Here is a 25,053-nt window from a genome sequence, read left to right on the forward strand (position 1 = left end):
CGGCGCTACGAGTGCCTGGAAAGAAAGCGTGGGCGCAGCGGCTTTATCGTGTATGGATCCTGCGGCAGTCCTTGAGCAGACTGAACATGGTCTCGATCTTTTGGCGTGTTTTTATAGAGCTCCAGATTATGCGGGACGATCGCCTTGCGAATTGTCTATGATGGAGTGCAGGCGGTGATCTCACGTTTTGCCAATGCGTCTCGAAACCAGTCGGCGTCGTAGCCTTTGTCAGCGAGCAGGGTCCTGGGCGTAGTCTGTTGGCTTGCTCCGCGGGGTTGCTACCCGGCTTCAGGCCGCCGCTATGTAAGCTTCAATGTTCAGGTTTTAAGGAGTGCTTTTCGAAGGCACCGCCATCAGCGAGATTATGGCGCCTCACGTCAAACGCTTCATGCTTTTAGCGCAATGGTCGATGTGGTCGACGTCAGGTACGCGCATCTGCGTAAAGAGGCGGCGCGCATAAGGAGACACGGATTCCAGGTAGCGTCGCTGCGCATCCGCGTAGAGCGTGCTAAAGGCGAGCGACGATTTCCCAGATCCCGAAACGCCGGTGAAGACGACAAATGCGTCGCGCGGGATATCGACATCGACGTTATTAAGGTTATGCTCCCGTGCACCTCTGACGCGAACAACGTCCTGAGGCTTTTCATTTGCTGTGACGACGTCACCGTTAGGCTGTCTCGTCGTCGGATTTCCCTCAGTTGCGCTTCAGACGCTGATTGTTCATGAGATCCCGCAGTCCGCGGTAAGCATCAAAGGCAACGATAGTCCCGGGACGTCTGAAGCAAATTGACGGTCGTCAACGACGACACCCTCCAATCATCCCAATATTGCTTCAGGAGTTGCTTCCACGCGTGAATTGTTGGCATACACTGTGAGCCGATGATCACAAAATGGCACCCATAGCGCGACCTAGCCGCGGAGGTAGGGATCAAGGCTGCCAGCATCTACCGTCACTTTCTGAGCAAAGCCGATCTCGCAGAGCGCTATTGGCAGGACACAAAGGCTTGGCTTGGAGATGTCGCTGACGCCGAGGTGGATGCGAAGGTGAGCCTGCGAAAATATCCCGAGACTTTCAGGATGTCGCTTGAGAACGGCAATCGCCTTTGCCTCGGAAGCTTCCTAGGTGCTGAGTATGACGACCTTCCAGAGAGAGTTCGCAAAGAGGTGCAGACCTTCGCTGGCGTCAACGTTGCGTGGCTTTCACAGCGGCTGATCGACGCGGGTTTGGCTGATGAGAAGACTAAGGAAGCGAAGGCCCGAGCGATTTTTGCCGCGGTCGCGGGAGCGCAGCTTCTTGCTCGCAGTCGGTCTGATATTTCGCTCTATGACGCGATGATTGAGAGCTACATAGACGCCGGCTTGCTGCCAAGCGAGTAGGTTGGCGGGCTTTGAAGTGGTAGTTGGGTGGTCGAAGGCCCGTTCCTCTAATGAGCAAACGCGAACGGGGTCTCCTGCTAAGGTTATATGCGATACAGCGGAATGAAACTAACCGGTTCCCGATAAAAGCCAGGTTGACAAAGCTTGCCAGAGCCTTAGATACTATCAGCGCTTGGAGGTCCCTATGGCAACGATGAATGTCTCTCTTCCCAATTCCATGAAGGAATGGGTTGAAACTCAGGCTAAAACCGGGCGCTATTCAAACGCGAGCGACTATGTGCGCGATCTCATTCGCAGGGATCAAATGTGCGCCGATAAAGTCGCTGCCATGCAACGTTACGTGGACGAAGGTATCGCGAGCGGCATTGGCAACCGAACCAGGGACGAATTATTCCAAGTCGCGACCGCCCGCGTTGGTGTGAGCGACAAAAGCTGATGCGATATGTTCTTTCTGCTAAGGCGGAAGAAGACGTCATTAGAATAGCTGAATATGGAATGCGCAACTTTGGCAGAGCTCATGCGCAGCGTTATCATGACGAACTTTTCGAGACATTCGCTCTAATCGCTCTCCACCCCGAGATGGCGCGAGAACGCCATGAAATCCAACCGCCCGTGCGTATCCACCCGTTCAAGGCACATCTTATCGTCTACAGCGTCGGAGAGGATAGCATTGTGTTCGTCATCCGCATCCGCCATGGCCACGAGGATTGGGCTCGCAGCGACGAATAGCTAGATATAAGGAACCCGCAGGAGGTTGTCCTGTCACTCTGAGATCATGGCAGAGCAAAGAAGGCTGCGGAGGCTAGACCTGTGGTTATCACTGATCGAGGCAGACCGTCCCACGTGTTGATGATTTAAAGTCTGAGCTTCGGAAAGTCGGCGATGGCAAAGCTAATCCGAATGTGACGGCTTGGATAAGTGCGCAGGATTCCCGTTATCTGTATATTTCCGCGATAACAATTTCAGAGCTTGAATGGAGGATCCTAAGCATTCAGCGCCGCGACATTGAGCAAGGATCTCGATTAGGAACCCGGGTCGATAGCCGTGTTCGACCGGAGTTTGCTGCGCTCACAATACCAATCGATGATGAGGTTACGACGCGCTGTGCCCATCTCCACATTCCAAATCGCCGCTACGAAGCTCATGCAATTATCGCGGCCACTTCGCGTGTCTACGGGCTAGTGCTCGTCACGCGCAACGTTCAGGATTTCCAAGGAACAGGCATTGTCCTCGTTAATCCTTGGCATGCCTGAGGTCAACGCCGCACGGGCGTTGCAATCACTCCCGCCAGATGAACTTGAAAATCTGCGCTTCAATGGTTTGGATCCCTTCAAGAGCGCTCTCGTCCAAAAGCGCTACGTCGACTCAGGAGGCCCTCGTAGCCACGACCCGGAGCTGATGATGCAAGGGATCGGCTGAGGGGTGCGGAAGCAATTCGTTTGTCCCTGCGATCTCAACGCGATTCCGTCCAAGGGCTTTTGCGCGGTAGAGCGCGCTATCGGCGCTTGCAAGCATCCCGGAGAGGTCGTTGCAGTCCGGCGCCGCAAGGCCGATACTGACTGTGGCGCGAGTCTTCAAGCCCTCTGCCCGAGCGGCTTCTTCGGCGAACCGGCTTGCGATTGCTTGGCCGCGACTGAGAGCTTGGGAATGGTCGCACAATGGCAGAAGCGCAGCGAATTCCTCACCGCCCAAACGGACAAGAAGTGCGCCCGGGCCTGCTTCTTTGCTGGCGGTGTCGGCGAACAGTTGCAAAACCTTATCTCCGGTTGGATGTCCATGACGGTCGTTGATTGCCTTGAAGTGGTCGAGGTCGAAGGCGAGCAGTGAGACGGGGTTATCATGCCGCTCCCGCAGCATCCGAGATGCCTGCTCGAAAAAGGCGTGGCGGTTCGCAAGTCCAGTCAGTTGGTCGGTTTATGACATATGCAGCAGGTTGAGCTTTTCCTCCTCTCGTATAATCATCAAAAAGGACATTGGCATCGCCACCGAGTACAAGACAGCCTCGTACATCGTCGCCTTCCCGATGATGGAGATCATATCTTGCCCGTAGCGCTCAATGAGAACAGGGGCAATGAACGCTCGGGCAAAATAGAACAGGGCATGGAAGGCCGAAATCGTTACTGCGACCGGACGGGAGCGCAAGCGCTGCACATTACGGCTGCGCAGGAGCATCCATGCTGTCAGGCCGCAGGTCTGAGCGATGGGGATAGACGAGACATGGTTCCAAAATGCGACCGGGAAGTGCGTGCCAGCGATTGCCCAAGCGATGGCTAGGAAGCTTAGCGCTGCGACGGACGAACAGAAATGCCGTTGACCATCAAGCCCGGCGACTGCGTTAAGGACCAAGAGGTATCCTGACATCATCAGGATGTTGATCGCCGCCATACCCAGCACGACTGGAAAGTGGCTGCGGTTCATTGCGAGCATGCACCCGAGAACGAACGCGAAGAGTGCCGCGGTCAGAACACCAAGCACACGTACGCGACCTGGATGGGCCTGCCTTTCCCAAAGGAGAAGCGAGGCTGACACCAGCAGCGTTCCAACGGTCAAGTACCAAAGGGTTTGTAAATCGATCTGCATTGCTCTGCCCGCCTTACGTCAAAGCCTACAGGGTGGTCTTTATAAGATTCCCTACATGGACTCTTATATCTCCGACATGGTTGGCGTAACGTTAGGCGTGCTTTTGAGTGCCGGTACTGAAGCTAGGGTGCGTTCCGCAAAAGGCCTTGCCAGTTGATCTAATGCGACGGTATTTGAACCGTGAGGTTGTGATCGTGATCGCAGACGTGCCACCCACTACGACAATTTATGCTACCGACCGGCTCGTCAAACCGCGCCAACCTAAATGAATGCACATAGGTTAGGAAGTAGCCGCGCAAGGCGGAGCCGTTGCAGATATCCGTGCCGGCGGCGAAGTCCAATATCTTAGGTTTGAATATGATCGAACACGGCGCTAAGGGGGCATTCTCTTCCATAAAGTTGTTAGGTTAGTGATCGATAATGTCGCGAGCAATGAACAACCCCGTTCGTTCCGGACTGAACTGCGCCTCGAGTTTCCGTCAGACGGAGATCTGCTGGGACGATTGCATCGTGACACAGGCTGCGGCGGCGACGGGTCGAGGAATTCGCGAATTATTCTGCCGCCTCTACGGTCCGTAGGGAGCGATGTTGAAGCAGCAGACTGGCTTCGTTGATCGCTTGGTCCACGCGCGCGGTGACGCTGGGAGAAGGGACGCCCTCTGCGAAATCACGGCTCGACGCGTAGATTGCCGTTGGAGTAACGAAGGCTTCGAAGAAGGCGAAGAGGGGCCGGAGTTGATGCTCGACCATGAGAGAATGGCGGTCGCCTCCGCCCGTAGCAGTCAACAACACGGGCTTGCCCCGTAGATCTGCGGGGTCGAGCAGATCGATAACGTGTTTGAATAGACCCGTATAACTACCCTTGTATGTGGGTGAGCCGATAACGAGGGCCTCTGCGTCGATGATGGTTTCTACCAGCCTTCGCGCATGTGGATCCAGGTCGGCTGCCGAGCGAGCGGAGAGCAACGACAGTCCAAGCTCCTCGACATCCAAAACGATGTGGCCAAGGCCGACGCGCTTGGCCAAAGCTTCGGTGACAGTTTCGACAAACCGTCTTGTGCTGGACGGACGGGTGGTATTGCCGGAAAATCCGACGATCAGATTATTGCTCATTGAATATCCATTTTTTGGCGCGGACGCCTCTTCCTATTTGATTATGCATGTTAGGCGGTTTTGATGATGGCGAGTTTGGGAGGCAATGCCTGCTCGGTTTCGGCCTTGTCCCAGCGGTCAAAGGCAGCCTTGCCAAGGATCGCAATGGAAGTGTCTTCCTGGGGGGCGTGGACGAGGACGGATTGAACGTCGCGGAAGTGGCGTTCGAGGCCGAGGTCTTCGTTGAGGCCGGGATTGCCGATGCCGCGAACGGCGATCTGAACCGCTTCCCTGATCTGGCGTCCTGCAAGAAGCCGCGCGCGGATCAGGCGCTCGGCATCGCTCAGATCGCCATCGAGCGCCCCGAAGATGATCTGGCGCGCCCCGGACACCAGAAGGTCGATTTCACCGGAAAGGGTGATGAAGCGCTCGGTCTTGGCAATGGGATGGCCAAGATTGGTTGGAACGCGCTCGTGGGCGAAGCGGATGAAAGCGTCCTGAGCAGCTTCCGCCGCGCCGAGATAGATCGCTGTCAGCGCAAGCGTCATGGCGGCATGGCCGCGATTATCCTGTTCGGCAACCGACGGATCGACGAGATCAAGCACGTGTTCTGCCGGGATCTCGACATTGCTATACTCGACGTCGTGCGAGCCGGTCGCCCGCATTCCAAGGCTTTTCCAGTTCTCGATAATGGTAATACCGGGCAGGCCGTTTGGAACGACGAAGGTTCCAACACGCGGCTGGTGCTCATCCGTATGAGCCCAGACGAGAAAATGTGTGAGACCATGCGCGCCCGTGACGAAACGCTTGCGACCGGATATTGACCAGCCGTTCGCCGTTTTCCTCGCAACCGTGGCTGGAAGGCCGCCGCGTGCGGGCGACCCGAGTTCGGGTTCAACGCGAGCGGCGTTCAGCAAGAGCGGCCTTTGCCTGACCTTTGACAAGAGCTCCTTATAAAGGCCCTCCGGCCAATGTCCTCTCTTAGCCTGGGCTAGATGATTGAACAGGGTCATGGCGGTGATGAGTGCGACGGACGGATCGCCGCGCCCCAATGCCGCGAGAATATGCGCCGCCGTGCTGAGCGTGCCGCCCTGACCGCCATATCGCGTCGCGACGGTGCTTTCGAGAAGCCCCGCCCGATGAACCGCACGTATGCCGGCCCAGGGGAATGCACCGGTGCGATCGGATTCCGGTGCGGCCTCAGCCACCTCACGAACGGCGTAATCGAGTGTCATGGGATCGTAAGACATGCGGGCAACGACCTTATAGCTCAGGGAGCGAGGCAGTGTTTCGCTGCGGCCACCTCGTTGACTTGAGAGGAAAATCCGTCCGATTGAGGAACCGGACGGTATGGTTGCTGCATCGCGCTCAGGCGGCCGCCGCCTTGCGTTTGGCGTCCTCGCGCTCGCGGATGCCGTCGCGCACCAGCGGGAGGATGTATCGGCCGTAATCGACGGCATCGTTATAATTGTCATAGCCGCGGATCGAGATCAGATCGCAGCCGAGATCGATGTAATCGAGAATGGAATCTGCGATGGTACGGGGCGATCCAACAAGCGCCGTCGTCGCGCCGCTTGCATTGGTAGCAGTCACGGTGGGGTACCAGAGCGCCCGGTCATGCACATCGCCTCTCTTGGCGATATCAAGAAGCCGTTGGGAACCGATATTGGCTGGCGTCGCCGCATTGAGAGGACTGCGGGAGAGACCTTTCTGGCGGTTTGCGTTCAACTGGTCGAGCACGCGATGCGCCTTCTCCCAGGCAAGGTCATCGGTTTCTGCCACGATGGGGCGGAAGGTGACCCAGATGCGCGGGCGATCCGTTCGGCCCGCCTTTGCCGCTTCGGCATAGATGCGGTCGATCTGTTCCTTGGTTTCTTTCAGAGGCTCACCCCAGAGGCCGAAGATATCGCAGAGCGAACCGCCGATGCGATAGGCAGCATCGGACGAGCCTCCGAGCGAGATCGGGATCACGCCATTGGTAGGGCGAACAGCGCTGCGGAACTGCTTGAACTGATAATATTTGCCGTCGAAGTCAAAAGGCTCTTTTGAAGTCCATGCCAGCCGAAGAATGCGAATATACTCCTCCTGGCGCTCATAACGCTCTTCCTTGTTGAGAAAGTCGCCTTCACGCGCCTGCTCTTCATCGCTGCCGCCGGCAATGAAGTGAACGACGACGCGCCCGCCGCTCAACTGATCGAGTGTAGCAAGCGATTTGGCCGCCACCGTCGGGTACACGGTGTTCGGTCTGAGCGCGACGATGATCTTGATGTTCTTCGTATGCGCAAGCACCGTCGCTCCAATCGTGAAAGGATCGAATGACGAGGACGAATACGGGATAAGAGTATAGTTGAAGCCGTAGTCGTCCAGTGCGCGCGCATAGCGTTCCAGAAACTGCGGATCGACGGGTGCATCGGGAATTGGGTTCAAATCGTTGGACGCGTTGGGGAAACTGACGCTGATGAATTCGGCAGCCATGGGAGCTCCTTGAGGTCTCTGTGAATCTGCGTGAAGGCTAGAGGGCCATGTGCGAACGAGGAAGACAGGTCTTTCTTTTTCTATGGAAATTGTAGAAAATATTGCCAGCCTGTCTTCCGCGGGTGAAAACTCGGCGGCGTTGCCGTTCCTATGCGTGCTGATAGTGCATGGCCTGCCATCCCAGAGAGGGCGCGACTGTGGTGACGAAGTCCGTCAGCAATCTGATATTTTCGGACAGCCCAAAGGCAGGAGGCAGGAACAGCACAAGTTCGTCTGCCGCTGCAAGGCCCGGATCGCTGAAAACCTTCTCTATCACCTCATCCGGCTTGCCTTGAAAGACAGGAGAAATAATCGCGCCCGACGGGGGGGCGGCAGGCGGCAGCGCGCCCTTCGGTCGGGATGCGCCGATGCCTGCCGTGCGGCGCTCGAGGTCATAGGCTGCATAGGTCGCACGGAGTTCCGGGGTCGTGCTGACCAAAATGGATGCCGCCACGGCAACCGGCGGCGGCGTCGTCTTCCAGAGGCGAAGCCAGTGACTGCGATAAGCCTCGATGATCCTTGCCTGATAGTGGCCGAAGCTTTCTCCGCCCTCCTGATCGTGCAGGACCGTTCCGCAAATCAGGCCAATACCGAGTTCGGCGGCCTGGATCGCCGAGGCGATGCTGGAAGAGCCTTGCCGGATGCGGTTTCGCAAGGTGGGACTGTGTGGCGTAACGCGCAACTCAGCCCCTGGAGCAGCGCCTTTGTCCTTGTCCGTAACCGTGTGCAGCACATCCCCGGAGATGGCGGCGAGGAAGCGGGACTGACGGCGCTTTGCCTCTGTTCTGGCGTCTGTCTCGACGGCACCGAAAATCGCGTCGAATGCTCCGTTTGCTCCCGTCGCAAGGGCAATTTCCAGGCGCCCGCCGATCAGAAGATCGGTGGTGCCTGCCGCCTCGGCCAGAAGGATTGGGTCTTGGTAGCGCATGGGAATGACCGCCGAGCCAAGCGTGATGTGGCGCGTATGTTGTCCGGCGGCAGCAAAGAAGGGCAGCGGCGAAGACAGGTAGTGGTCGAAATGGCGTTGATAGGCCCAGCCGGATTGATAGCCGAGCCTTTCCGCCTGCTTGAACAGTTCGATACCCTGCCTCAACCCCTCCGCCGGTCCGTCATCGTCATTGAACGAGACCCGCGTATTGAAGCCGAGCCGCTGCTTTGGCCGGAAGGAGGAGGGGAGGTTAAGAGAGGGTGCCGCCATATTCATGCGGTGTACTCCTTCTGTCGGGCAGACCGGGCAGCCGGAGGAATGGACGTTCCAGCCGTGCCGGACGGGATCGAGTTCAAAAGCGACACAGTGTAGTCGTGCTTTGGATTGCCGAAGATGTCTGAAACGGTGCCGTGTTCGACGATGCGCCCCTTCTGCATCACCGAAACGGTATGCGCGAGCTGACGAACCAGCGCCAGATCGTGCGAGACGAAGACATAGGTCAGGCCGAGCTTTGCCTGGAGCGATAAGAGGACCTCGACAATATCGGCCTGGACGCTGACATCGAGAGCCGAGGTCGGTTCATCCAGAACGATCACGTCCGGTTTGAGAACGAGGGCGCGGGCGATCGCCACCCGTTGACGCTGCCCGCCGGAAAGGGCGGAAGGCTTGCGCTGTAGCACATGCTCGCTCAAGCCGACATCGGTAAGCGCTTGCCTGACGGCGGCAGCGCGCTCTTGGCGCGTGCCGATCTGGAAACGGTCCAGCGGCTCGCGAACGAGCTGCTCGACCTTCCATGTGGGATCGAGTGATGTGAACGGGTTTTGATAGACCAATTGAAGATGCCGCCAGACGGATCGGAGCGATGAAACGTCCCTGCTTCCGATTAGCTCTCCTGCGACAGTGATCGAACCAGTTTCCGGCTCGTCCAGCCCCAGCAGCAGGCGAATCGTCGTCGTCTTGCCGGAGCCGGATTCGCCGACTAGCGCGTGGGTCGTGCCGGCGGCCACCGAGAAGGAGATGTTGTCCACCGCCGTCAAGATCTTGCCGTCGACGGAAAAGCGCTTGGTCACGCCGTTTACCGAAATCTTTGTCTTACCCTTATCGCCGAGGCGATCGAAGCCGGGATCGCGCAAGGTCGCATAGCGGCTCGGATTGAGCGCGGGAACGTCGCCATGCAGCTTCCGGGCATAGGACGAGGTTGGTGAGGAGAAGACGGCAGATGTTCGCCCCGCCTCCTGCACGGCACCGTTCTTCAGCACGATCAGGCTTTCGGCCCGCTCTCCTGCGATCGCAAGATCGTGGGTGATGAGCAGCATGTTGATGTTCAGATCTTCCTTCAGCCGGGATAGCAGATCGAGGATACGTTTCTGCACGGTGACGTCGAGCGCCGAGGTCGGCTCGTCGGCAACCAGAAGCGAAGGTCGTGGCAGAATGGCCAGAGCGATCAACACGCGTTGCAACATGCCACCTGAAAGCTGGTGCGGATAGGACTCGAAGACGCGCTGCGGGTTGTCGAGACCGACTTTTGCCAATGTATCGAGGATGAGCGATTTGCGGGCGGCCGGGTCGGCTTGATCAGACAAGGCAGCAGCCTCCTGAGCCTGCGATCCGATCGTCCTCACGGGATTCAGTGCGTTCGCCGGGTCCTGCGGAACAAAGCCTATGTCACGGCCCCGAAGTGGCCTGAAACGACGCTCCGAAAATCCGAGAATATCTTGCCTTTCAAAGAGGACACGACCGGAGGCGCTTGCCCCATTGGGCAGAAGCCTGAGCACCGCCTTGGCGATCGTGGATTTGCCAGAGCCTGATTCTCCGATCAGCGCGAGGCTCTCGCCCTGCCGGATATCGAAGCCGACATGATGGACGACCTCTTGCCGGCCATAGGAGACCGAGAGCTCTTCCACTTTCAGCAGAGATGCCGCCGGCAAGCGTGTTGGAGCGGTGAAATCGGTTTTCTGAAAGACGGGTTTCAATGCGATTTGCGAAGCCATCGGCTGATCCTGTTTGCAGAGAGGACGGTCACGATCGTTACGAACGCGGGCGCATAAACGAGCCAGGGCCATTTAAGATAGTCCTTGCCGATCGAGATCAGCAGGCCCCAGTCGGAGGAGGGTGGTGGGTCGCCATAGCCAAGGAAGGCAAGGCTGGCGATGACGAGAATCGACTCGCCGAATTGCAGCACCGCAAGCGGCAGCATGGAGCGGGAGGCATTAGGAAGGACGTGACGAAGGACGATAAAACCACGCGAGCCGCCGAGCAGAAAGGATGCCTCCACAAAGGTTGCCTGACGCGTCTTGATGACTTCGGCGCGTGCGACGCGGGCAAAAAAGGCAATCGCCGATATGCCCGTTGCGATCGCAGCGTTGATGGTTTCGAAGCCGATGGCGGTGACGACGATGACGGCGAGCAGGAATTTCGGGATCGACAGCAGCACATCGACAAAGCGGGCAAAAACGACATCGACCCAGCCGCCGAAAAATCCGGCCAGAAGGCCGATCAGCCCTCCAATGACGACACCTATCACCACGGCTACGAGCGCGCTGGAGACGGATGACGCCGTGCCATAGACGACGCGCGAATAGACATCGCGCCCCAGATGGTCCGTTCCGAACCAGTGTTCCAGACTTGGGGCAAGCAGCTTGTTCGCCGGCACGCCGTTGATCGGGCTGTGGCTGGTGAAGAGCTGAGGCGCGACCGACCAGGCAATGACGATTGCGATGACCAGAAAGGAGAGGGCGACCGTCACAGGAATGTTGAGGTTTTTCAGTCTTTCCAGAGGGGTGGTGACGGGGATGGTATCGGAAAAGAGGCTCATGACTTTGCTCCTGCTTCCAATGTGGGTGAAGCCTCATCGCCAGCCCTCTGGCGGCGCTTGCGGTCGACGATGAGTTTCACCCTTGGATCGAGAAGCGGATAGAGGAGATCGGCGATCAGATTAACGACGACGAAGATGACAGCGCCGAGCGATACGATGGCTTGCAAAACCGGTAAGTCCTGCGTGCTGACCGATCGTTGCACCAGGCTGCCGATTCCTGTGCGCCCGAAGACGGTCTCGGTGATCAGAGAATTACCGAGAAGTTCGCCCACTGTGAGGGCGATCACGGTGACGACTGGAAGTGCAGCGGGCTTCAAAAGATGGCTGGTGAAGAGGCGAGAAGGCGCAATGCCGCGACTGCGGGCGACGGCTGCATAATCTTGCTCGGCTTCGTGATCGAGATTGGCGATCAGCACTTCGGCGATCTGTGCGGAAAACGGGATACCGATGGTGACGGCGGCGAAGAAAGTCGCCCAGAAACTGTCCGGCTCGATGACGCGAAACAGTCTCAGCTGAAAGCCGAAGAGGTGGATAAGGAACAAACCGATGACGAAATTCGGCGTCGATAAAAAAAGGGAGGGAAAGGCGCGCAGCACTCCTTGCCCGTACTTCTTCGGTACGACCTGCGTTCCATAAGCCACTGCGAAGGCCAAGGTCAGTGCCACTGCAATGCCCGAGGCGGCAAGGACCAGCGTTGAAGGCAGGACCTCGGCGATCAGCGTCGCAACCGGCCGATTGGAGCGCATCGACATGCCGAGATCGCCGGTCAGAAAGGCCGAAAGCGAGTTCCAGAGCTGGACGAGGATCGGCTTGTCCAGCCCCTGCGCCGCAATGATCTCGGCGATTTCCTGTTCGGTAAAGCCGTTTTGCGGATTGCGCAACACGCTTGTGATCGGGTCGCCAGGCAAGATGCTGACGACCACGAAGGTGAAGACATAGGCCAGAAGGATGACGATGATCGCCTGGCCGAGCCGCTTGGCGGCGTAGGTAAGGTATGCATTGCTCATAACGTCACCTCCTGGCTTTCATCTCACTCGGACAGGTCGGAAAGATAGGCGGTGTAGTAGCTGGCATAGGCAATGCCATTGTAGACTTCGCCCTTGAGCTTCGGTGACTGAACGTAGATGCGCTGAACGATCTGTGTCCGTGGAATGAAGTAGCCTTGCTCCAGGACATATTGCTGCAGCTTGTCGAGCAGCGGCTTGCGCTCTTCGATCGAGCCCGCACCGGCGATTTTGTCGCGGAGCTCGTTCAGCACGCTGTCGCGCTCATCCAGTGCAAACCAGTTTTCACCATTATTGGCATTGGTCAGGATGCTGGCGACCGTGCCTGCGTCAATGAAGCTGCGCGTGACTTCGTAAGCAGGAACCGCAGACCCGCCGAATTTGACCTTCTGGCCGAAGGTCACGACATCGTAAGCGCGGATATTAACCTTCCAGCCCACCTTGCCAAGCTGCTGGGCAATCAGCTCATCGACCGACTTGGAGGTTGCAAGATAGGGATTGGAGTGAAGGGTGATCTCCAGCGGTTTGCCATCCTTGACGCGCACACCGTTCGCGCCCTTTACCCAGCCCGCTTCATCCAGAAGCTTTTCCGCCTTGTCGGGGTTATAGACGAGCAGGTCACTATGGTCGGTCGCGCCTGGCACATTGCTTTGAATGAACGAGGTCGCGAGCTTCCAGTCCGGTGTATAAACGGTGTCGATGATCTCTTGGCGGTTGATCGCCGCCTGAAGCGCCTGGCGAACCTTCACATCGTCGTAAGGCGCAAGCTTGGTGTTGACTGCCCAGCCATTGACGAAGCCGAGGTAACGCGGCGTGGCAACGGTAAAGCCTTCCTCCTTCAGCGATTTCAGTTCCTGCGGAGAGGCATTATAGGCGACATCCGCCTGGCCGGACTGAACCGATGCCACGCGCAGCGACGGCTCTGAGACGAGCTTATAGGTAATGCTGTCGAGATAGGCAGGACCCGTATGGCCGACCGCAGCGGGCCCCCAGTTGTAATCCTTGCGCTTGACGAGGGTGACATGATCGCCCTCCTTCCAGCTTTCCACCACATAGGGGCCGCTGCCAACCGTTTTGCTGAGGTCCGCCTGGACGCTTGCAGGCTGGGCGATCGTCTTGGGAGAGATGAGGATCGAGCCGTGATAGCCGAGCGTCGGAATGAAGCCGAGCGTTGGCTTTTTGAAGAAGACCTTCACCGTTTTCGCATCCACGGCTTCGGCGCGGTCATAGGTCTTGGGGAAGAGACCGATCGGGTTGATGCCGTCGTTCTTGCGGCCCGCATACCAGATGTTGAGATTGGCAACGACGGCATTTGCGTCCAGAGGCTCGCCATCCGAAAAGGTCACGCCGCTCTTCAGGTGAAGCGTGAACTCCGTCGCCGTGTCGTTCTGCTCCCACGTCTCAGCGATCCACGGGCTTACCTTGCCCTCGGCATCGACATAGACGAGCTTGTCGGTGACATGGCCCCAGATGTGGCCCTGAAAGCTCGATATGGCGCTGTTGTTGGGAATCCATGTATCGCCGAGGGAGTCGATGAGGAATGTGATATCGCCGCCATCATGCGGGCGGTCCGCTGCCTGTACTGGCAGCGGTGCCGTGGCCGAAAGAAAGAGCGCCGCGGAGGCTGCGATCGACGCGGTGACCAGCAGCTTGCGTCGGGAAAAAGAAGGCAGTGAGAGATGTCTGACCATGATGTAGTCCTGAGTGAAATATTGAAAATCTTGGGATGATCTGGCTGTCGAACGGCCCCGCAAAGCATGCGAATGTCCGTCCCCGCCGCACACGCGACGAGACGTCGAAAGCCTGTCGATGAAAGGAAGAGCGTGCTGTTAGCGCTGGCCAGAACGTGTCGAACGCTTGCCAGCGTCTAGAGCGCGCCCGCTTCTACATAGTTCGGTCATGAGCAGCCCCCTTGCGTTGATCTGTTTATCTTGACGCCTAATCTAACAGCGAGGCGGCAGAGAGAAAGACTGGTTGTTCTTTTTCTATAGTTTTAGGGGATTAATTTGCCGCCATTTTCGCTGCTGGTTGGATTGCTGTTTCAGCGTCGGCTGGAACCAGTGCCGGCCGGCTTTGACGCGTATCGGCGTGAGACCGCCAATTCCTCGCCGCCTGTTGCGAAAGTGATGGCCTCGAAAATTGTCACCCTCGGCGGTTCGCCCGCATAGCGCTCGACCTCGACCCTGGCGATCTGTCCAGTCGAGCCCTGTGCGAGTTTCAAGGTGCCGATGTCGCGGGTCAGAATGTTGGGGTTGCCGTGGATGCACATCGTCCGCTCCGCCGCCGGATCGTCCGGCTCAAACCAGGCGCCCGTCGAAAGCTGCAGAACGCCTGGCATCACGTCTTCGCTCAAGAGCGCGCCTACAAGGCAACTGCCTCTTTCATTGAAGAGCCGGACAATATCGCCCTGCGAAATACCGCGTTGGCGGGCGTCCTCCGGGTGAATACGAACGGGCTCCCGCTCTTTGATCTTGGTGGAACGGCTGTAATCGCCATAGTCGAGCTGGCTGTGCAGCCGCTGCCGGGGCTGGTTGCAGACGAGGTGGAGCGGATAGAGATCCGCTTCACCGTCCGTTTCGCTTCGCGCCGGGAACCAGCGCGGATGGCCCTTGCAATCATCATAGCCAAAGCTCTCCAAGGTCCTGGAAAAGATTTCGATCTTTCCCGAAGGTGTCGGAAGTGGCGCGGCCTCCGGATCTGCCCGAAAGGCATGGGCCGGGCCACCATCATCAGCCTTCGTCGGCAGGACAAGCTCGCCGCGCTGCCAGAATGTTTCGAAATCCGGCGCGTCGTGCCCCTGCGCTTCCAGCGCCGAGCGGGTTGTTTCGTAGAGAAAGGCCAGCCATTCGCGGCTGCTGCGCCCTTCGGTAAACGCATCTGACTTTCCGAGTTGCTGGGCGATTCCGGCGAAAATATCGTAATCGTCTCTTGCCGCACCGACGGGATCGATCAGCCGTTTCATTGCAATCATCAGGGGGTCGCGGTCTGCAGCGCCGATATCGTCACGTTCCAGCGTGGTTGTGGCCGGAAGCACGATGTCGGCATGTCGCGCCGTCGACGTCCAGGCAGACTCGTGAACGATGATCGTCTCGGGACGCTTGAAAGCCGCACGCAGACGATTGATATCCTGATGGTGATGAAACGGATTTCCACCCGCCCAATAGACCAGACGGATATCCGGATAGCGTAAGGAGTGGCCGTTATAGTGAAACTCGCAGCCGGGATCGAGAAGCATGTCCGCGATCCGGGCGCAGGGGATGTAATCTGCCACCGGATTTTTGAACTGGTTGAGTGTAGGTAGAGGAACGGCCAGCAACGTCTTGCCGATATTGCCAAGCGCGCCGAGCGAGTAGGAGAAGCCGCCGCCATCGAGCCCGATCTGGCCGAGCATCGCTGCCAGCACGATCCCCATCCACACCGGCTGCTCGCCAAAATCGGCTCGCTGGAGCGAGTGACTGACGGTGATCAAGGTGCGGTTGCTTGCCATTCTCCGCGCAAGGGCTCGGATCGTTTCAGCATCGATCCCGCAGATCGAGGCTGCCCAGTCCGCGCTTTTGGGCCGGCCGTCCTCTCTTCCCAGAAGATACGTCTCAAACGTGTCGTATCCGATGGTGCAGCGTCGAAGAAATGCGTGATCGTGCAGCCCTTCGGTAACAAGCGTGTATGCCAGCCCGAGCATGAGCGCGACATCGGTGCCGGGTTTGATCGCAAGCCATTCGGGGCTTAGTTCGGCTGAAAAGTCATCTCGTAATGGGCTGATGGAGATGAAGCGCGCGCCCCGTTTGCCAGCCCCGCCCAGCGTCTGTCGGACCGTATGCTTGCTGATACCGCCGCCATGGACATCGGCATTCTTGATCGCCATGCCGCCAAAAGCGACGAGAAGCTCGGTGCTGCGTTCGATGGCGTCCCAGGTGACGCTCTTGCGATCGAAGCTGTCATAGGGACCGAGCACATGTGGGATAATCACCATTGCGGCCCCCGAACTATAGGTGTTTACGGATCGCACATAGCCGCCAAGCACGTTCAGAAAGCGGTGGATTTGGCTTTGGGCGTGGTGAAACCGTCCTGCACTCGACCAGCCATAGGAACCGCCGAAAACGGATGACGGACCATGCGTTTCATAGATGCGGCGAAGTTCCGCGGCGACAAGCGCCTCGGCCGTTTCCCACGACACTTCGACGAATTCGTCCACTCCACGCCGCTGCGTGTGGGTGCGATCTTGCTCCAACCACCCACGCCGGACGGCTGGCCGCTGGATGCGCGCTGGGCTGTCGGCGACGGCAGACAGATTACCAAGCAACGGTGATGGGTACGGATCCTTATCATGGGGCCGAACCTCTAAACGACCGTCATTTATCCGCGCAGAAAACGCGCCCCAGTGGGAGCTGTGGGGTTTAAAGAGATCCATCACTGCACTCGCTTTTCTCAGAACGGTCGCGGCTGCGTCTCACGGCAGGATCTTTCCGGGATTCATGATGCCGGCGGGATCCACTGCCCGCTTGATGACGCTCATCAGATCGACGGCATCGCCATGCTCCTCGCGAAGATAGGCGATCTTGCCGGTTCCCACACCATGTTCTCCGGTCGATGTGCCGCCCACCGAGATCGCGTGGCGAACCATTTTCTTGTTGATTGCAGCGACTTCGGCGAGTTCTTCCGCGTTGTTCGGATCCACGGCAAAGACAACGTGATAATTGCCGTCGCCGACATGGCCAAGGATCGCAGTGGGAACCGTGCAGTCCTTTAGAAGCGCTCGTGTCTCCAATATGCAGTCACCTAACCTCGAAACGGGGACGCACACATCCGACGACCAACCCTTGGCGTTCGGCCGTTGCGAAACGACGGCGTAGAAAGCATTGTGGCGGGCCTTCCACAGTCGGTTACGCTCCTCCGGCGCATTCGCCCACTCGAAATCCTTGCCGCCATTCTCCTCGACAATGGCCGAGACCATCTCGACCTGTTCCGCCACACCTGCCGGTGAGCCGTGAAATTCGAAGGCGAGCGTGTCCTCGGTCTTCATATTTAGCCCCGAATAGGCATTGACGGCCTTGATCAGGCCGCGGTCCATCAACTCCATGCGGGCGATGGGGATACCGAGTTGAACGATCTGAATGGCAGAGGCGACGGCCTGTTGCACATTCTCAAAGGAGCAGAGCGCTGCGGATATGGTCTCCGGAATCCCGTACAGACGCAACGTTACCTCGGTGATGATTCCAAGCGTCCCCTCGGAGCCGACGAAGAGGCGGGTCAAATCATAGCCGGCGGAGGATTTTCTCGCGCGGCCGCCGGTTTTGATGATCTGGCCGTTGGGGAGAACGACAGTCAAGCCGAGCACATTTTCTCGCATGGTGCCGTAGCGGACCGCATTTGTGCCAGAGGCACGTGTCGCAGCCATGCCGCCCAGCGAGGCATTGGCGCCAGGGTCGATGGGGAAAAACAAGCCAGAGTCCCGTAGATACGCGTTCAGTTGCTCGCGCGTCACCCCAGCTTCCACCGTGCAATCCAGATCTTCCGCGCTGACGCGCGTTATCTTCGACATGCGCGACAGGTCGATTGATACGCCACCTCTGACAGCTGAGAGGTGTCCTTCCAGCGATGTGCCAGCGCCGAAAGCGATAACCGGGATATTCTCCGATGCGCAAAGCTTGACGATCTCAGACACTTCGGCGGTTGTTTCGGCAAAGGCAACAGCCGCGGGAAGCGCTGCGGCATGGTGGGCCTCCCCACGTCCGTGCTGCTCTCGCAGAGCAACCGATGTCGAAAATCTGTCACCAAGAAGAGCGTGAAGGGCTTGCAACAGAGCGGGCGAGAGTGACGTCATGGGTTGCTTTCCGGAAGAGCCGCGCGGCGCGTCTTACGGAGGCGGCATGCGGGAGGGTCATGTTTTATAGGCAGGCGGAAGCGCCGCCTGCCTCATCTTGTCTGAGGCTCAGGCAGCGAGCCGTTCGCCCTTGAGATGGCGTTCAAGAAAGTGAAGGCTGTCCTGGCCCCAGTAGAGTTCGTCCTCGTAGCGATATGTGGGTACCCCAAACACGCCGGCAGATTTCGCCGTCTCGTAACTTGCTTTGCGAAGGTCTGCGATCGCGCCGCTCTGACTCCGCTCTTCCAATGCCGCGGCATCAAAGCCTGCGGCACTTGCGATCGCAAGACGCACTTCAGCGCTGCCAATATCCTCGCCTCGCACCCAAAGCGCCTCCTGAAACGCCAGGGTTAAGGCGAGCCAGTCCTCGCCGGCTTCAAACGCGGCCACGACAAGGGCGCCCGCGGGTGCGGGATCGGAAAGGCCTGCACGATTGTCGAAGCTCAGTACCTTTCCACGCAAAGCCGCCCAGCGCTTGAGATCCTTCGTCCAATAAGCACGGCGAACTTCGGGCCGATTGCGGGAGTAGATCCCTCCATTTTCTTCGATCAGTGGAATAACATGGGGTCGTATGTTGACGTCGTATTGAGCCGCGAGCGCGGCAAATGGCTCGAGTCCAATAAACGCCCAAGGCGAGCCGATGCTAAAGAAGTAGTCGATCGTCTTCGTCATAAAGACCTGCTTTCAATCGAGGGAGAGGGGGGAGAGGCTGTATCGAAAACGGAAAGAGCGCAGTCGCGAGCAAGCAAGACTGGCTGCGGATCTCGTCCGACGGCAACCGTTGCCAGCGCTCCCTCGTAGAGAAGCGCAAGGTGGGCGGCTGTCAGTTCGTCTGCGATCCCCGCTTTGCTCAGGATCGTGGAGAAAATGCCGCGAACCACGGCCTTGTGGTGCCGCGCGACCGAGCAGACCTTGTCGGATTCGCCGTGCTCGGCTACGGCCAGAGCAAAAGCGCATCCTCGAAAATCCGGGCTGTCTGCTTTTTCATGGAGCCGCTCGAAGATTGAAACGATCTGTGCTCTGGGTGGCAAGGCGGAGGAAACCACCTCATTCAACGACTGGACGACCCGGTCATGACGCGCCGATAGATAGGCGGCAACAAGGTGATCCTTGGAAGGAAAGTGCCGATAAAGCGTTGCTTTGGCAACGTTCGCCTCTTCGATGATGCGATCGATACCGACGGCCCTGATGCCCTCGCGATAGAAGAGACCGCCTGCTGCGGCGATGATTTGGTCCGATATGGCTTCTCTCATTGTATTGCGTCACGCTGCTGGATTGAAATTACGGGAAACGGCGGGCTCCTGCTGTGTTCTCAGTCCTACGGGCAACGTGTCTGAGTCTTGATTGAGTAGTGCAATAATCGCCTCCAGCGCCAGGGGCTCTGTGAATTGCGCCTTCTCGGCAAGTTGACCTGCTAAGCGTTGAACTGCCTCATTGTACGGCGTCGCAACGCCGTGAAGCCGGCCAAGAAGCACGATCTCGCCATTGAGAAAATCGACTTCGCTCGATGCGCCACGCGTAAAACTCTGCCACGTGGATTGCTGGCCAGGGGAGACGCCGCTCCCCGGCGCAACGCGCCAGTTGGAAATGTCTATGCGGCGTTCTAACGGCGAGGCGAGGGAATAGCCTGCAGCCTGAAGCGCCTGCGTTGCCTCATTGACAAGTGCGGTGCCGATATCTTCGCGGAAATCCGGCTTGCCGTCAAACAGCTCAAGAGCGTTCCGGACATTGTGAAGGAGCTTTGCTGCCTTCCATCGACGGATATCGCTGGTGGCTTCGGCAAGATATTTTGCTTTGGTCAGATCCTCTGCGATCTGGTCGCTCAGCGCATCGCGCCCCACCGGAAACCGCCCGACCGTGGCAATACCAAGCTGCGGGTCTCCCGCGACAGCGACCGTGCCAGTTCGCGTAAAGAGGGCTGGGGTCAGAATGCTCGCCCCGTAAACATTGGCAAATGTTCGAAGAGCTGCGGCTTCTGTTGCAAGACCGTTTTGGAATGTGACGATCGGCAAGGACAATGACGCCGGCAGGTGTGAACCGGCGACGTCGCGCCATGACCAGAAGGCGAGCGCGCTGGCTGCATCCTGGGACTTGACCGTGAGAAGGAGAATGTCATCCTTTCGCAGCTCTGGCGGCTCTTCTAGATCAAATGCGGAAAGTTCGATTTGGCGCACACCGTCGGGCCTGCGAAATGTCAGACCATGCTGCTTTATATGCCTGATCTGAGCACCCCGCCCGACGAGAACGTAGTCGATCTCGGACAAGGCGAACTGGGCAGCGAGGCTTGCGCCGACTGCGCCAGCCCCGATGATGATATAGCGTGACATTTTCGGCCTTCTCCCTCATGGGCGGTCGGTTGGATAAGACAATGTCTACGACCGCACTGCCCAGGTAGGAAGACCGGTCATTCCTTTTTTCTATTAATCCTGTAGAATATTATTTCCCAAACCGATTTTTCTCTCAGGGCACGAGTTTTGTCGCCAGGACTTGTCTGTGCGTTTGCTTTTGTCGGATATGCACGCGGACTCCGCCTCCCTCGCGGAGACTATTCGAGAGAGGACCAAGGCACTCACATCTTGCAGGCGCGGTGGGCAAGATAGCGCTCAGGTTGAACTGTCCGGGAACGTCGTCTCCAGGAGAGTTACAACGCCTTGGGACGTGAGCCAATCCAAGGCGGCGACCACTCGCAAACCTGATAGCGCCCTGTTTCATCAGCGCCGGCGTAATGGATCGGCCCATGGCACGAAGCGCCGCTCTATAAGTCGAGCAAGCCATTCGAGTGCGAAGGCAATGATGGCGATCACTACAATTCCCGCTATGACAATATCGTTGACCAGGAACTGCGCAGCCGACTGGATCATGAAGCCGAGGCCGCGGGTGGCTGCCACTAGTTCGGCTGCCACAAGTGTCGACCAGCCAGTCCCAAGCGCAATGCGGATGCCGGTCAGGATCGACGGCACGGATGCAGGCAGCAAAACGCGTGTCAGGACCTGGGTGCGGGTGGCGCCGAAGGCACGGGCGGCATTGACGAAATCCTTTGGCACGGCTTTGACACCTGCACTCGTCGACAGGATGATCGGTGGCAGCATGGAAAGGGCAATCACCGTCACCTTCGAGGCTTCACCGATGCCGATCCAGATGATGATCAGCGGAAGGTAGGCCAACGGCGGTAGAGGCCTGAGGAACTCGACGATCGGGTCGAGAACGCCTCGACCGACGCGACTGAGAGCAATCAGCAGGCCGACGGGAATACCGAGGGACAGGGAGACAGCCAAGGCGCCAAGCACGCGCCCGAGACTTGCAGCAAGGTGCTCCAGCAAAGTGGAGTCTACAAACCCCGTTGTGAAGAGCGTACCGAAGGAGGCCGCGACAACTGGCGGAGAAGGCAGAAAGACTGGGGAGACGACGTTGAGGGCAGACGCTATCCACCACGCTCCCAGAAGCGTGAGGCCAGGGAGAATCGAAATGGCGAGGGTTGGAACGCGCAGGCGCGATTGCCAGGCTTTGGGCTGTCCGGTCACGGAATGGCTTTCTGCTTTGATCTTTGCAGTGTCGGCAAGGAGCGTCATGCTGCGAGTTCCTCATCTGCCGTATCGTGAATGAGCGCCGTCAATCCGTCATGCATGCTGCGGAACAGCGGAGACTGACGAACTTTGCGCGGATCGACACCGGACAGGATTTCCTCGGCGAAGCCGCTTTCGAGGATGGTGCCGATCCGGCCGGGATTTGGCTGTAGCACGACGATGCGGGTCGCCAGCAGCAAAGCCTCTTCGATGCTGTGCGTGATCAGCAGAGCGCCGGCCTGGCTCGTCTTCCAAATGTCGAGAAGGAACAGTTGCAGTTTTGTACGTGTCAGGGCGTCCAGCGCGCCAAGCGGCTCGTCGAGCAGCAGAAAGCTTGGTTCGGCAGCAAGCGCCCGAGCAATGCCGACGCGTTGGCGCATCCCACCCGACAGTTCCCATATGCGCCGGTCGCCAGCACCGTCAAGGCCGACGCGAATCAGGAGATCATTGGCGATCTTGCGGCGGTCCGCAGGCGGCACGTTCTTGAGCGATAAGGGGAAGGCGATGTTATCCTGGGCATTCAGCCACGGATAAAGTGCGTCGTCTTGAAAGACGACAGCTCTCTCTACTCCCGGGCCGGATATCGGCCTTCCGTCGAGCAAAATAGTACCCGATGTCGGAGCTTGGAAACCGGCTGCCAGATTGAGGAGGCTCGTCTTACCGGAACCCGACCGGCCGATGACCACAACAAATTCACCGCTGGTGATCGAGAGATTGATACGCTCCAGAACGTGAACATCGGGTGCTGCTTTGTTCCGGCCGGGGTAGGTCAGGCTGACGGTGTCAAAGGTGAGGCGACTGGGCATGGATTTCCTCGCATTACAACTGGAAGAACCGGCACGGCATGCCGGTTCTCAGGTAGGCTCAACAGATCAGAAGGACAGCTTTGCTGCGTCCTGAACCCAGTGCGGAGAGACGTACGCGCTATAGTCGTCAAGTGTCGCGGGGATCTTTCCTTGCTCCTTGAGGAAAGCCGAGGTCGCCGCAACAGCCTTGACCGTTCCGCCGCCCAGCAAGTCGGCGCCAGCCTGCTCTTGAAGTGTGGGGAAGATATAGCCTTTCAGGAGTGCGGGAACCTCTTCCTGTTTGGCGCCGGTAAGGCGTGCGATCTTCGCAGCTTCCGGCGATGTCGCATTCCAGGCTTCAGGGCTGGCGCGGTAAGCGGCAGTCGCATCACCCGTCACCTTGACGAAGGCTTTGACAAGATCAGGATGCGCGTCGGCAAAGCTCTTGCTGACAATCCATGCGTCGAAGGTCGGCCCGCCCCAGTTGGCGACATCGGCGGATGTGGCAAGTACCGTGCCGGTTTTCTTTATCTCGGAAAGTACCGGGTCCCAGACATAAGCACCATCGATATCACCGCGCGCCCAGGCTGCGGCAATTTCCGGCGGGCGGAGGTTGAGAATGTTCACCGTCTTCGGATCGATGTTCCAGTGCTTCAAGGCCGTCAACAGGCTGTAATGGGCCGTCGATACGAAGGGCGTCGCAATCTTTTTTCCTGCTAGATCTTCCGGCTTGGTAACTCCTCGAACGGCAAGCGCTTCCGCCTCACTGATGAGACCGACGAGAGCAATCGTTTCAATCGGCAATTGGCGGCTTGCGGCAGCTGCCAGCGGTGAGGAGCCGACGTAACCAATATCGATCGAACCGGATGCAATCGCGGCGATTACGTCCGCGCCACCATCGAACTTCTGCCAGTTGATCTTGGCTTTCGTCGCTTTTTCGTAAGTGCCGTCCGCATGTGGCACACGGGATGGCTCGACGATCGGCTGGTAGCCGATATTGATGGTCGTCTCGGCACTCCACGCGGGCGTGGCGAGGAAGGAAGTGCTGACGGCAGAGGCTGCGATAAGAGCGGCGAAAGCGCGGCGGGAAAGCTTTGTCATGAGCGGTTCTCCATGTGATATCTCATGACATTCAATTTATGAAATCTATTCATTTTATAGAGATATGAGCGACCGCTTATCGCTTTATCTTTGAGCGTAACATTCTAAATTCTCGGGGATCTGCAGGAGAAATTTCGCAACACCGCACTCGGTGGCAATACTTTGGCGCGCATGCCCCGATGATGGGTAGCGGGATCGGATGGAGTGCGCCGTAGCGAAAATCCCGAGGCGTTATCAACCTGTTGCAGATCAATCCTCATTCCTGCTGGTGAGTTTTGAGTAGCGGGAGAAGCTCTTTTCCCTGCCGCTCAATCTCTCTCAGATAAGGCGTATCCGATAATATGAATTTCGTGATGCCGAGGTCTCGGTACTTATTGAGGGAGGCAGCGACATTCACCGCCGATCCGACGAGCCAGGTGGTCGCGGCTCCACCGCCGCCGACGCGTCCCGGCGCTGTATAAAGGTTATCGTCGAGCACATCACCTTGTTGTTGCAGATCGTATAATCGCTGCTGGCCCACCGCGACGGACTGGAGATGATCGTTCCAGCGTGCGCCGCTCCCTTTTGCCATTTCGGCGACCCTGTCTTCCGCATCACGCCAGGCTTCCGCGGTCGTGCTTCGAATGACAGTGGTGATACGCAGGCCAAATTCCAGTGGCGGCAAATCGCGGTCCAGCCGTTTGCTGAGATCCTTCAGTCGCTCGATACGGTCCTTTATGGATTGCAGTGGTTCGCCCCAGAAAAGCTGAACATCCGCTTCCGTTGCCGCGACCTGTTCCGCAGCATCCGAGGCACCGCCAAAGTAGAGCTTCGGATGCGGGCGACCTTCCCTCTTAGTGATCCGGGGCTGAGCAGTTGAGTTGGAAAGCTGAAAGTGCTTCCCGTGGAAATTCACATTTTGCTCGGTCCAGAGCCGTCGTACCAGCCGCATGAATTCCTTCGTGCGGGCGTAACGTTGTGCCTGATCGCCTTCGCTGTCTCCATAGGCAGCGAGATCATCTCGACCTGAGACGATATTGATGCGAAGGCGTCCGCCCGACAGCTCATCAAGAGTTGCTGCCGCGGAGGCAAAGTGCGCTGGCTGCCAATAGCCTGGGCGAATGGCAGCCAGTGGTTCGAAGGTTGAGGTTTGCGCTGCGAGCGCTGTGGCAACCGTAAATGTGTCCGGCCGGCCCCAACCAGTTCCGATCAGCGCGCCTTTCCAGCCGTTTTGTTCCAGCGCCTTGGCGTGGGAGGTCAGGGTGGCGAGGCTGTTATGATCGGCTGATGCAATGTCTCCCCGGTGGCCAGCTTTCGTGTCGTTTGGAATGTACCAGAGAAATTCGCTCGCGCCGCCCATGCCGTCATCCCGAATGTCATTATCTGTGAATTTCGTGAGGCGAGTGCCTCACATTGAAAGCATTCCAGACGACAGGCAGAGCAACCAAGCAGGGC

The 25,053-nt window shown here is 58.2% G+C and carries 22 protein-coding genes and 3 pseudogenes; 5 read left to right on the forward strand and 20 right to left on the reverse strand.

Annotated elements, in window-relative coordinates; all coding sequences use genetic code 11:
* Window positions 1–405: 405 nt before the first annotated feature.
* A pseudogene (locus tag AC07U5_RS20920) lies at window positions 406–627 on the reverse strand (hypothetical protein); the annotation flags it as partial.
* 276 nt (window positions 628–903) lie between these two features.
* Here AC07U5_RS20920 and AC07U5_RS20925 point away from each other — a divergent pair.
* The 5 genes and pseudogenes from AC07U5_RS20925 to AC07U5_RS20945 all read left to right on the forward strand — a co-directional run.
* Window positions 904–1,377, forward strand: a pseudogene (locus tag AC07U5_RS20925) (TetR/AcrR family transcriptional regulator); the annotation flags it as partial.
* Between the two features lie 184 nt (window positions 1,378–1,561).
* Entirely contained in the window at window positions 1,562–1,813 is a 252-nt protein-coding gene (locus tag AC07U5_RS20930; protein WP_494724141.1) for a type II toxin-antitoxin system ParD family antitoxin, read from the forward strand.
* Window positions 1,813–2,106, forward strand: coding sequence for a type II toxin-antitoxin system RelE/ParE family toxin (locus AC07U5_RS20935; protein WP_494724142.1), 294 nt, complete (start codon window positions 1,813–1,815; stop codon window positions 2,104–2,106). The genes AC07U5_RS20930 and AC07U5_RS20935 overlap by 1 nt, the downstream gene beginning before the upstream one ends.
* Window positions 2,107–2,237: 131 nt before the next feature.
* Window positions 2,238–2,630, forward strand: a pseudogene (locus AC07U5_RS20940) (type II toxin-antitoxin system VapC family toxin); the annotation flags it as partial.
* Window positions 2,602–2,796, forward strand: coding sequence for a hypothetical protein (locus AC07U5_RS20945; protein WP_494724303.1), 195 nt, complete (start codon window positions 2,602–2,604; stop codon window positions 2,794–2,796). The pseudogene AC07U5_RS20940 and the gene AC07U5_RS20945, both read left to right, overlap by 29 nt.
* On the opposite strand, the gene AC07U5_RS20950 is transcribed toward AC07U5_RS20945, so the two are convergent.
* From AC07U5_RS20950 to AC07U5_RS21040, 19 genes are all read right to left on the reverse strand, one after another.
* Window positions 2,743–3,234 (reverse strand): GGDEF domain-containing protein, encoded by a 492-nt coding sequence (locus AC07U5_RS20950; protein WP_494724143.1) that lies wholly within the window; start codon window positions 3,232–3,234, stop codon window positions 2,743–2,745. The genes AC07U5_RS20945 and AC07U5_RS20950 overlap by 54 nt on opposite strands.
* A 57-nt stretch (window positions 3,235–3,291) precedes the next feature.
* Window positions 3,292–3,957 (reverse strand): hypothetical protein, encoded by a 666-nt coding sequence (locus tag AC07U5_RS20955; RefSeq protein WP_494724144.1) that lies wholly within the window; start codon window positions 3,955–3,957, stop codon window positions 3,292–3,294.
* Window positions 3,958–4,509: 552 nt separating this feature from the next.
* Entirely contained in the window at window positions 4,510–5,070 is a 561-nt protein-coding gene (gene msuE / locus AC07U5_RS20960; RefSeq protein ID WP_494724145.1) for an FMN reductase, read from the reverse strand.
* A gap of 50 nt (window positions 5,071–5,120) precedes the next feature.
* Window positions 5,121–6,299: an acyl-CoA dehydrogenase family protein gene (locus AC07U5_RS20965; protein ID WP_494724146.1), complete on the reverse strand. Its 1,179-nt coding sequence runs from the start codon at window positions 6,297–6,299 to the stop codon at window positions 5,121–5,123.
* A gap of 118 nt (window positions 6,300–6,417) precedes the next feature.
* A complete protein-coding gene (locus AC07U5_RS20970; RefSeq protein WP_112360862.1) occupies window positions 6,418–7,524 on the reverse strand; it encodes an LLM class flavin-dependent oxidoreductase in 1,107 nt (368 codons plus the stop codon).
* A 148-nt stretch (window positions 7,525–7,672) separates the two neighbouring features.
* Window positions 7,673–8,767 carry an LLM class flavin-dependent oxidoreductase gene (locus tag AC07U5_RS20975; protein ID WP_494724147.1) on the reverse strand — a complete coding sequence of 365 codons (1,095 nt, stop codon included), beginning with the start codon at window positions 8,765–8,767 and terminating at the stop codon, window positions 7,673–7,675.
* Window positions 8,764–10,482: a dipeptide ABC transporter ATP-binding protein gene (locus AC07U5_RS20980; protein WP_494724148.1), complete on the reverse strand. Its 1,719-nt coding sequence runs from the start codon at window positions 10,480–10,482 to the stop codon at window positions 8,764–8,766. The genes AC07U5_RS20975 and AC07U5_RS20980 overlap by 4 nt, the downstream gene beginning before the upstream one ends.
* The gene (locus tag AC07U5_RS20985) at window positions 10,461–11,306 is read right to left on the reverse strand and encodes an ABC transporter permease (protein ID WP_112360859.1); all 846 of its coding nucleotides are present in this window, start codon (window positions 11,304–11,306) and stop codon (window positions 10,461–10,463) included. Before AC07U5_RS20985 ends, AC07U5_RS20980 begins: the two co-directional genes overlap by 22 nt.
* Window positions 11,303–12,313 (reverse strand): ABC transporter permease, encoded by a 1,011-nt coding sequence (locus AC07U5_RS20990; protein ID WP_494724149.1) that lies wholly within the window; start codon window positions 12,311–12,313, stop codon window positions 11,303–11,305. The genes AC07U5_RS20985 and AC07U5_RS20990 overlap by 4 nt, the downstream gene beginning before the upstream one ends.
* Window positions 12,314–12,336: 23 nt before the next feature.
* The gene (locus tag AC07U5_RS20995) at window positions 12,337–14,001 is read right to left on the reverse strand and encodes an ABC transporter substrate-binding protein (RefSeq protein ID WP_494724150.1); all 1,665 of its coding nucleotides are present in this window, start codon (window positions 13,999–14,001) and stop codon (window positions 12,337–12,339) included.
* A gap of 350 nt (window positions 14,002–14,351) precedes the next feature.
* Entirely contained in the window at window positions 14,352–16,718 is a 2,367-nt protein-coding gene (locus tag AC07U5_RS21000; protein ID WP_494724151.1) for a molybdopterin guanine dinucleotide-containing S/N-oxide reductase, read from the reverse strand.
* A gap of 39 nt (window positions 16,719–16,757) precedes the next feature.
* The gene (locus AC07U5_RS21005; RefSeq protein WP_494724152.1) at window positions 16,758–18,131 is read right to left on the reverse strand and encodes an FAD-binding oxidoreductase; all 1,374 of its coding nucleotides are present in this window, start codon (window positions 18,129–18,131) and stop codon (window positions 16,758–16,760) included.
* A 108-nt stretch (window positions 18,132–18,239) separates the two neighbouring features.
* The gene (locus tag AC07U5_RS21010) at window positions 18,240–18,842 is read right to left on the reverse strand and encodes a 2-hydroxychromene-2-carboxylate isomerase (protein WP_494724153.1); all 603 of its coding nucleotides are present in this window, start codon (window positions 18,840–18,842) and stop codon (window positions 18,240–18,242) included.
* Window positions 18,839–19,423: a TetR/AcrR family transcriptional regulator gene (locus AC07U5_RS21015; protein WP_494724154.1), complete on the reverse strand. Its 585-nt coding sequence runs from the start codon at window positions 19,421–19,423 to the stop codon at window positions 18,839–18,841. Before AC07U5_RS21015 ends, AC07U5_RS21010 begins: the two co-directional genes overlap by 4 nt.
* A 9-nt stretch (window positions 19,424–19,432) precedes the next feature.
* Entirely contained in the window at window positions 19,433–20,497 is a 1,065-nt protein-coding gene (locus tag AC07U5_RS21020; RefSeq protein ID WP_494724155.1) for a ketopantoate reductase family protein, read from the reverse strand.
* Window positions 20,498–20,881: 384 nt separating this feature from the next.
* The gene (locus AC07U5_RS21025) at window positions 20,882–21,739 is read right to left on the reverse strand and encodes an ABC transporter permease subunit (RefSeq protein WP_494724156.1); all 858 of its coding nucleotides are present in this window, start codon (window positions 21,737–21,739) and stop codon (window positions 20,882–20,884) included.
* The gene (locus AC07U5_RS21030) at window positions 21,736–22,539 is read right to left on the reverse strand and encodes a taurine ABC transporter ATP-binding protein (protein ID WP_494724157.1); all 804 of its coding nucleotides are present in this window, start codon (window positions 22,537–22,539) and stop codon (window positions 21,736–21,738) included. The genes AC07U5_RS21025 and AC07U5_RS21030 overlap by 4 nt, the downstream gene beginning before the upstream one ends.
* A 66-nt stretch (window positions 22,540–22,605) precedes the next feature.
* Complete coding sequence (gene tauA / locus AC07U5_RS21035) at window positions 22,606–23,619, reverse strand: taurine ABC transporter substrate-binding protein (protein ID WP_494724158.1); 1,014 nt, start codon at window positions 23,617–23,619, stop codon at window positions 22,606–22,608.
* 256 nt (window positions 23,620–23,875) lie between these two features.
* The gene (locus AC07U5_RS21040; RefSeq protein ID WP_494724159.1) at window positions 23,876–24,958 is read right to left on the reverse strand and encodes an LLM class flavin-dependent oxidoreductase; all 1,083 of its coding nucleotides are present in this window, start codon (window positions 24,956–24,958) and stop codon (window positions 23,876–23,878) included.
* Between the last annotated feature and the right edge of the window lie 95 nt (window positions 24,959–25,053).

It is taken from the genome of Agrobacterium sp. GW821-FHT02D03 (assembly GCF_059421725.1).

Coding starts and splice junctions, on each gene's coding strand:
- AC07U5_RS20930 (WP_494724141.1), top strand. CDS start 1,562: ATGGCAACGATGAATGTCTCTCTTCCCAATTCCATGAAGGAATGGGTT.
- AC07U5_RS20935 (WP_494724142.1), top strand. CDS start 1,813: ATGCGATATGTTCTTTCTGCTAAGGCGGAAGAAGACGTCATTAGAATA.
- AC07U5_RS20950 (WP_494724143.1), bottom strand. CDS start 3,234: ATGCTGCGGGAGCGGCATGATAACCCCGTCTCACTGCTCGCCTTCGAC.
- AC07U5_RS20955 (WP_494724144.1), bottom strand. CDS start 3,957: ATGCAGATCGATTTACAAACCCTTTGGTACTTGACCGTTGGAACGCTG.
- msuE (WP_494724145.1), bottom strand. CDS start 5,070: ATGAGCAATAATCTGATCGTCGGATTTTCCGGCAATACCACCCGTCCG.
- AC07U5_RS20965 (WP_494724146.1), bottom strand. CDS start 6,299: ATGTCTTACGATCCCATGACACTCGATTACGCCGTTCGTGAGGTGGCT.
- AC07U5_RS20970 (WP_112360862.1), bottom strand. CDS start 7,524: ATGGCTGCCGAATTCATCAGCGTCAGTTTCCCCAACGCGTCCAACGAT.
- AC07U5_RS20975 (WP_494724147.1), bottom strand. CDS start 8,767: ATGAATATGGCGGCACCCTCTCTTAACCTCCCCTCCTCCTTCCGGCCA.
- AC07U5_RS20980 (WP_494724148.1), bottom strand. CDS start 10,482: ATGGCTTCGCAAATCGCATTGAAACCCGTCTTTCAGAAAACCGATTTC.
- AC07U5_RS20985 (WP_112360859.1), bottom strand. CDS start 11,306: ATGAGCCTCTTTTCCGATACCATCCCCGTCACCACCCCTCTGGAAAGA.
- AC07U5_RS20990 (WP_494724149.1), bottom strand. CDS start 12,313: ATGAGCAATGCATACCTTACCTACGCCGCCAAGCGGCTCGGCCAGGCG.
- AC07U5_RS20995 (WP_494724150.1), bottom strand. CDS start 14,001: ATGGTCAGACATCTCTCACTGCCTTCTTTTTCCCGACGCAAGCTGCTG.
- AC07U5_RS21000 (WP_494724151.1), bottom strand. CDS start 16,718: ATGGATCTCTTTAAACCCCACAGCTCCCACTGGGGCGCGTTTTCTGCG.
- AC07U5_RS21005 (WP_494724152.1), bottom strand. CDS start 18,131: ATGACGTCACTCTCGCCCGCTCTGTTGCAAGCCCTTCACGCTCTTCTT.
- AC07U5_RS21010 (WP_494724153.1), bottom strand. CDS start 18,842: ATGACGAAGACGATCGACTACTTCTTTAGCATCGGCTCGCCTTGGGCG.
- AC07U5_RS21015 (WP_494724154.1), bottom strand. CDS start 19,423: ATGAGAGAAGCCATATCGGACCAAATCATCGCCGCAGCAGGCGGTCTC.
- AC07U5_RS21020 (WP_494724155.1), bottom strand. CDS start 20,497: ATGTCACGCTATATCATCATCGGGGCTGGCGCAGTCGGCGCAAGCCTC.
- AC07U5_RS21025 (WP_494724156.1), bottom strand. CDS start 21,739: ATGACGCTCCTTGCCGACACTGCAAAGATCAAAGCAGAAAGCCATTCC.
- AC07U5_RS21030 (WP_494724157.1), bottom strand. CDS start 22,539: ATGCCCAGTCGCCTCACCTTTGACACCGTCAGCCTGACCTACCCCGGC.
- tauA (WP_494724158.1), bottom strand. CDS start 23,619: ATGACAAAGCTTTCCCGCCGCGCTTTCGCCGCTCTTATCGCAGCCTCT.
- AC07U5_RS21040 (WP_494724159.1), bottom strand. CDS start 24,958: ATGGGCGGCGCGAGCGAATTTCTCTGGTACATTCCAAACGACACGAAA.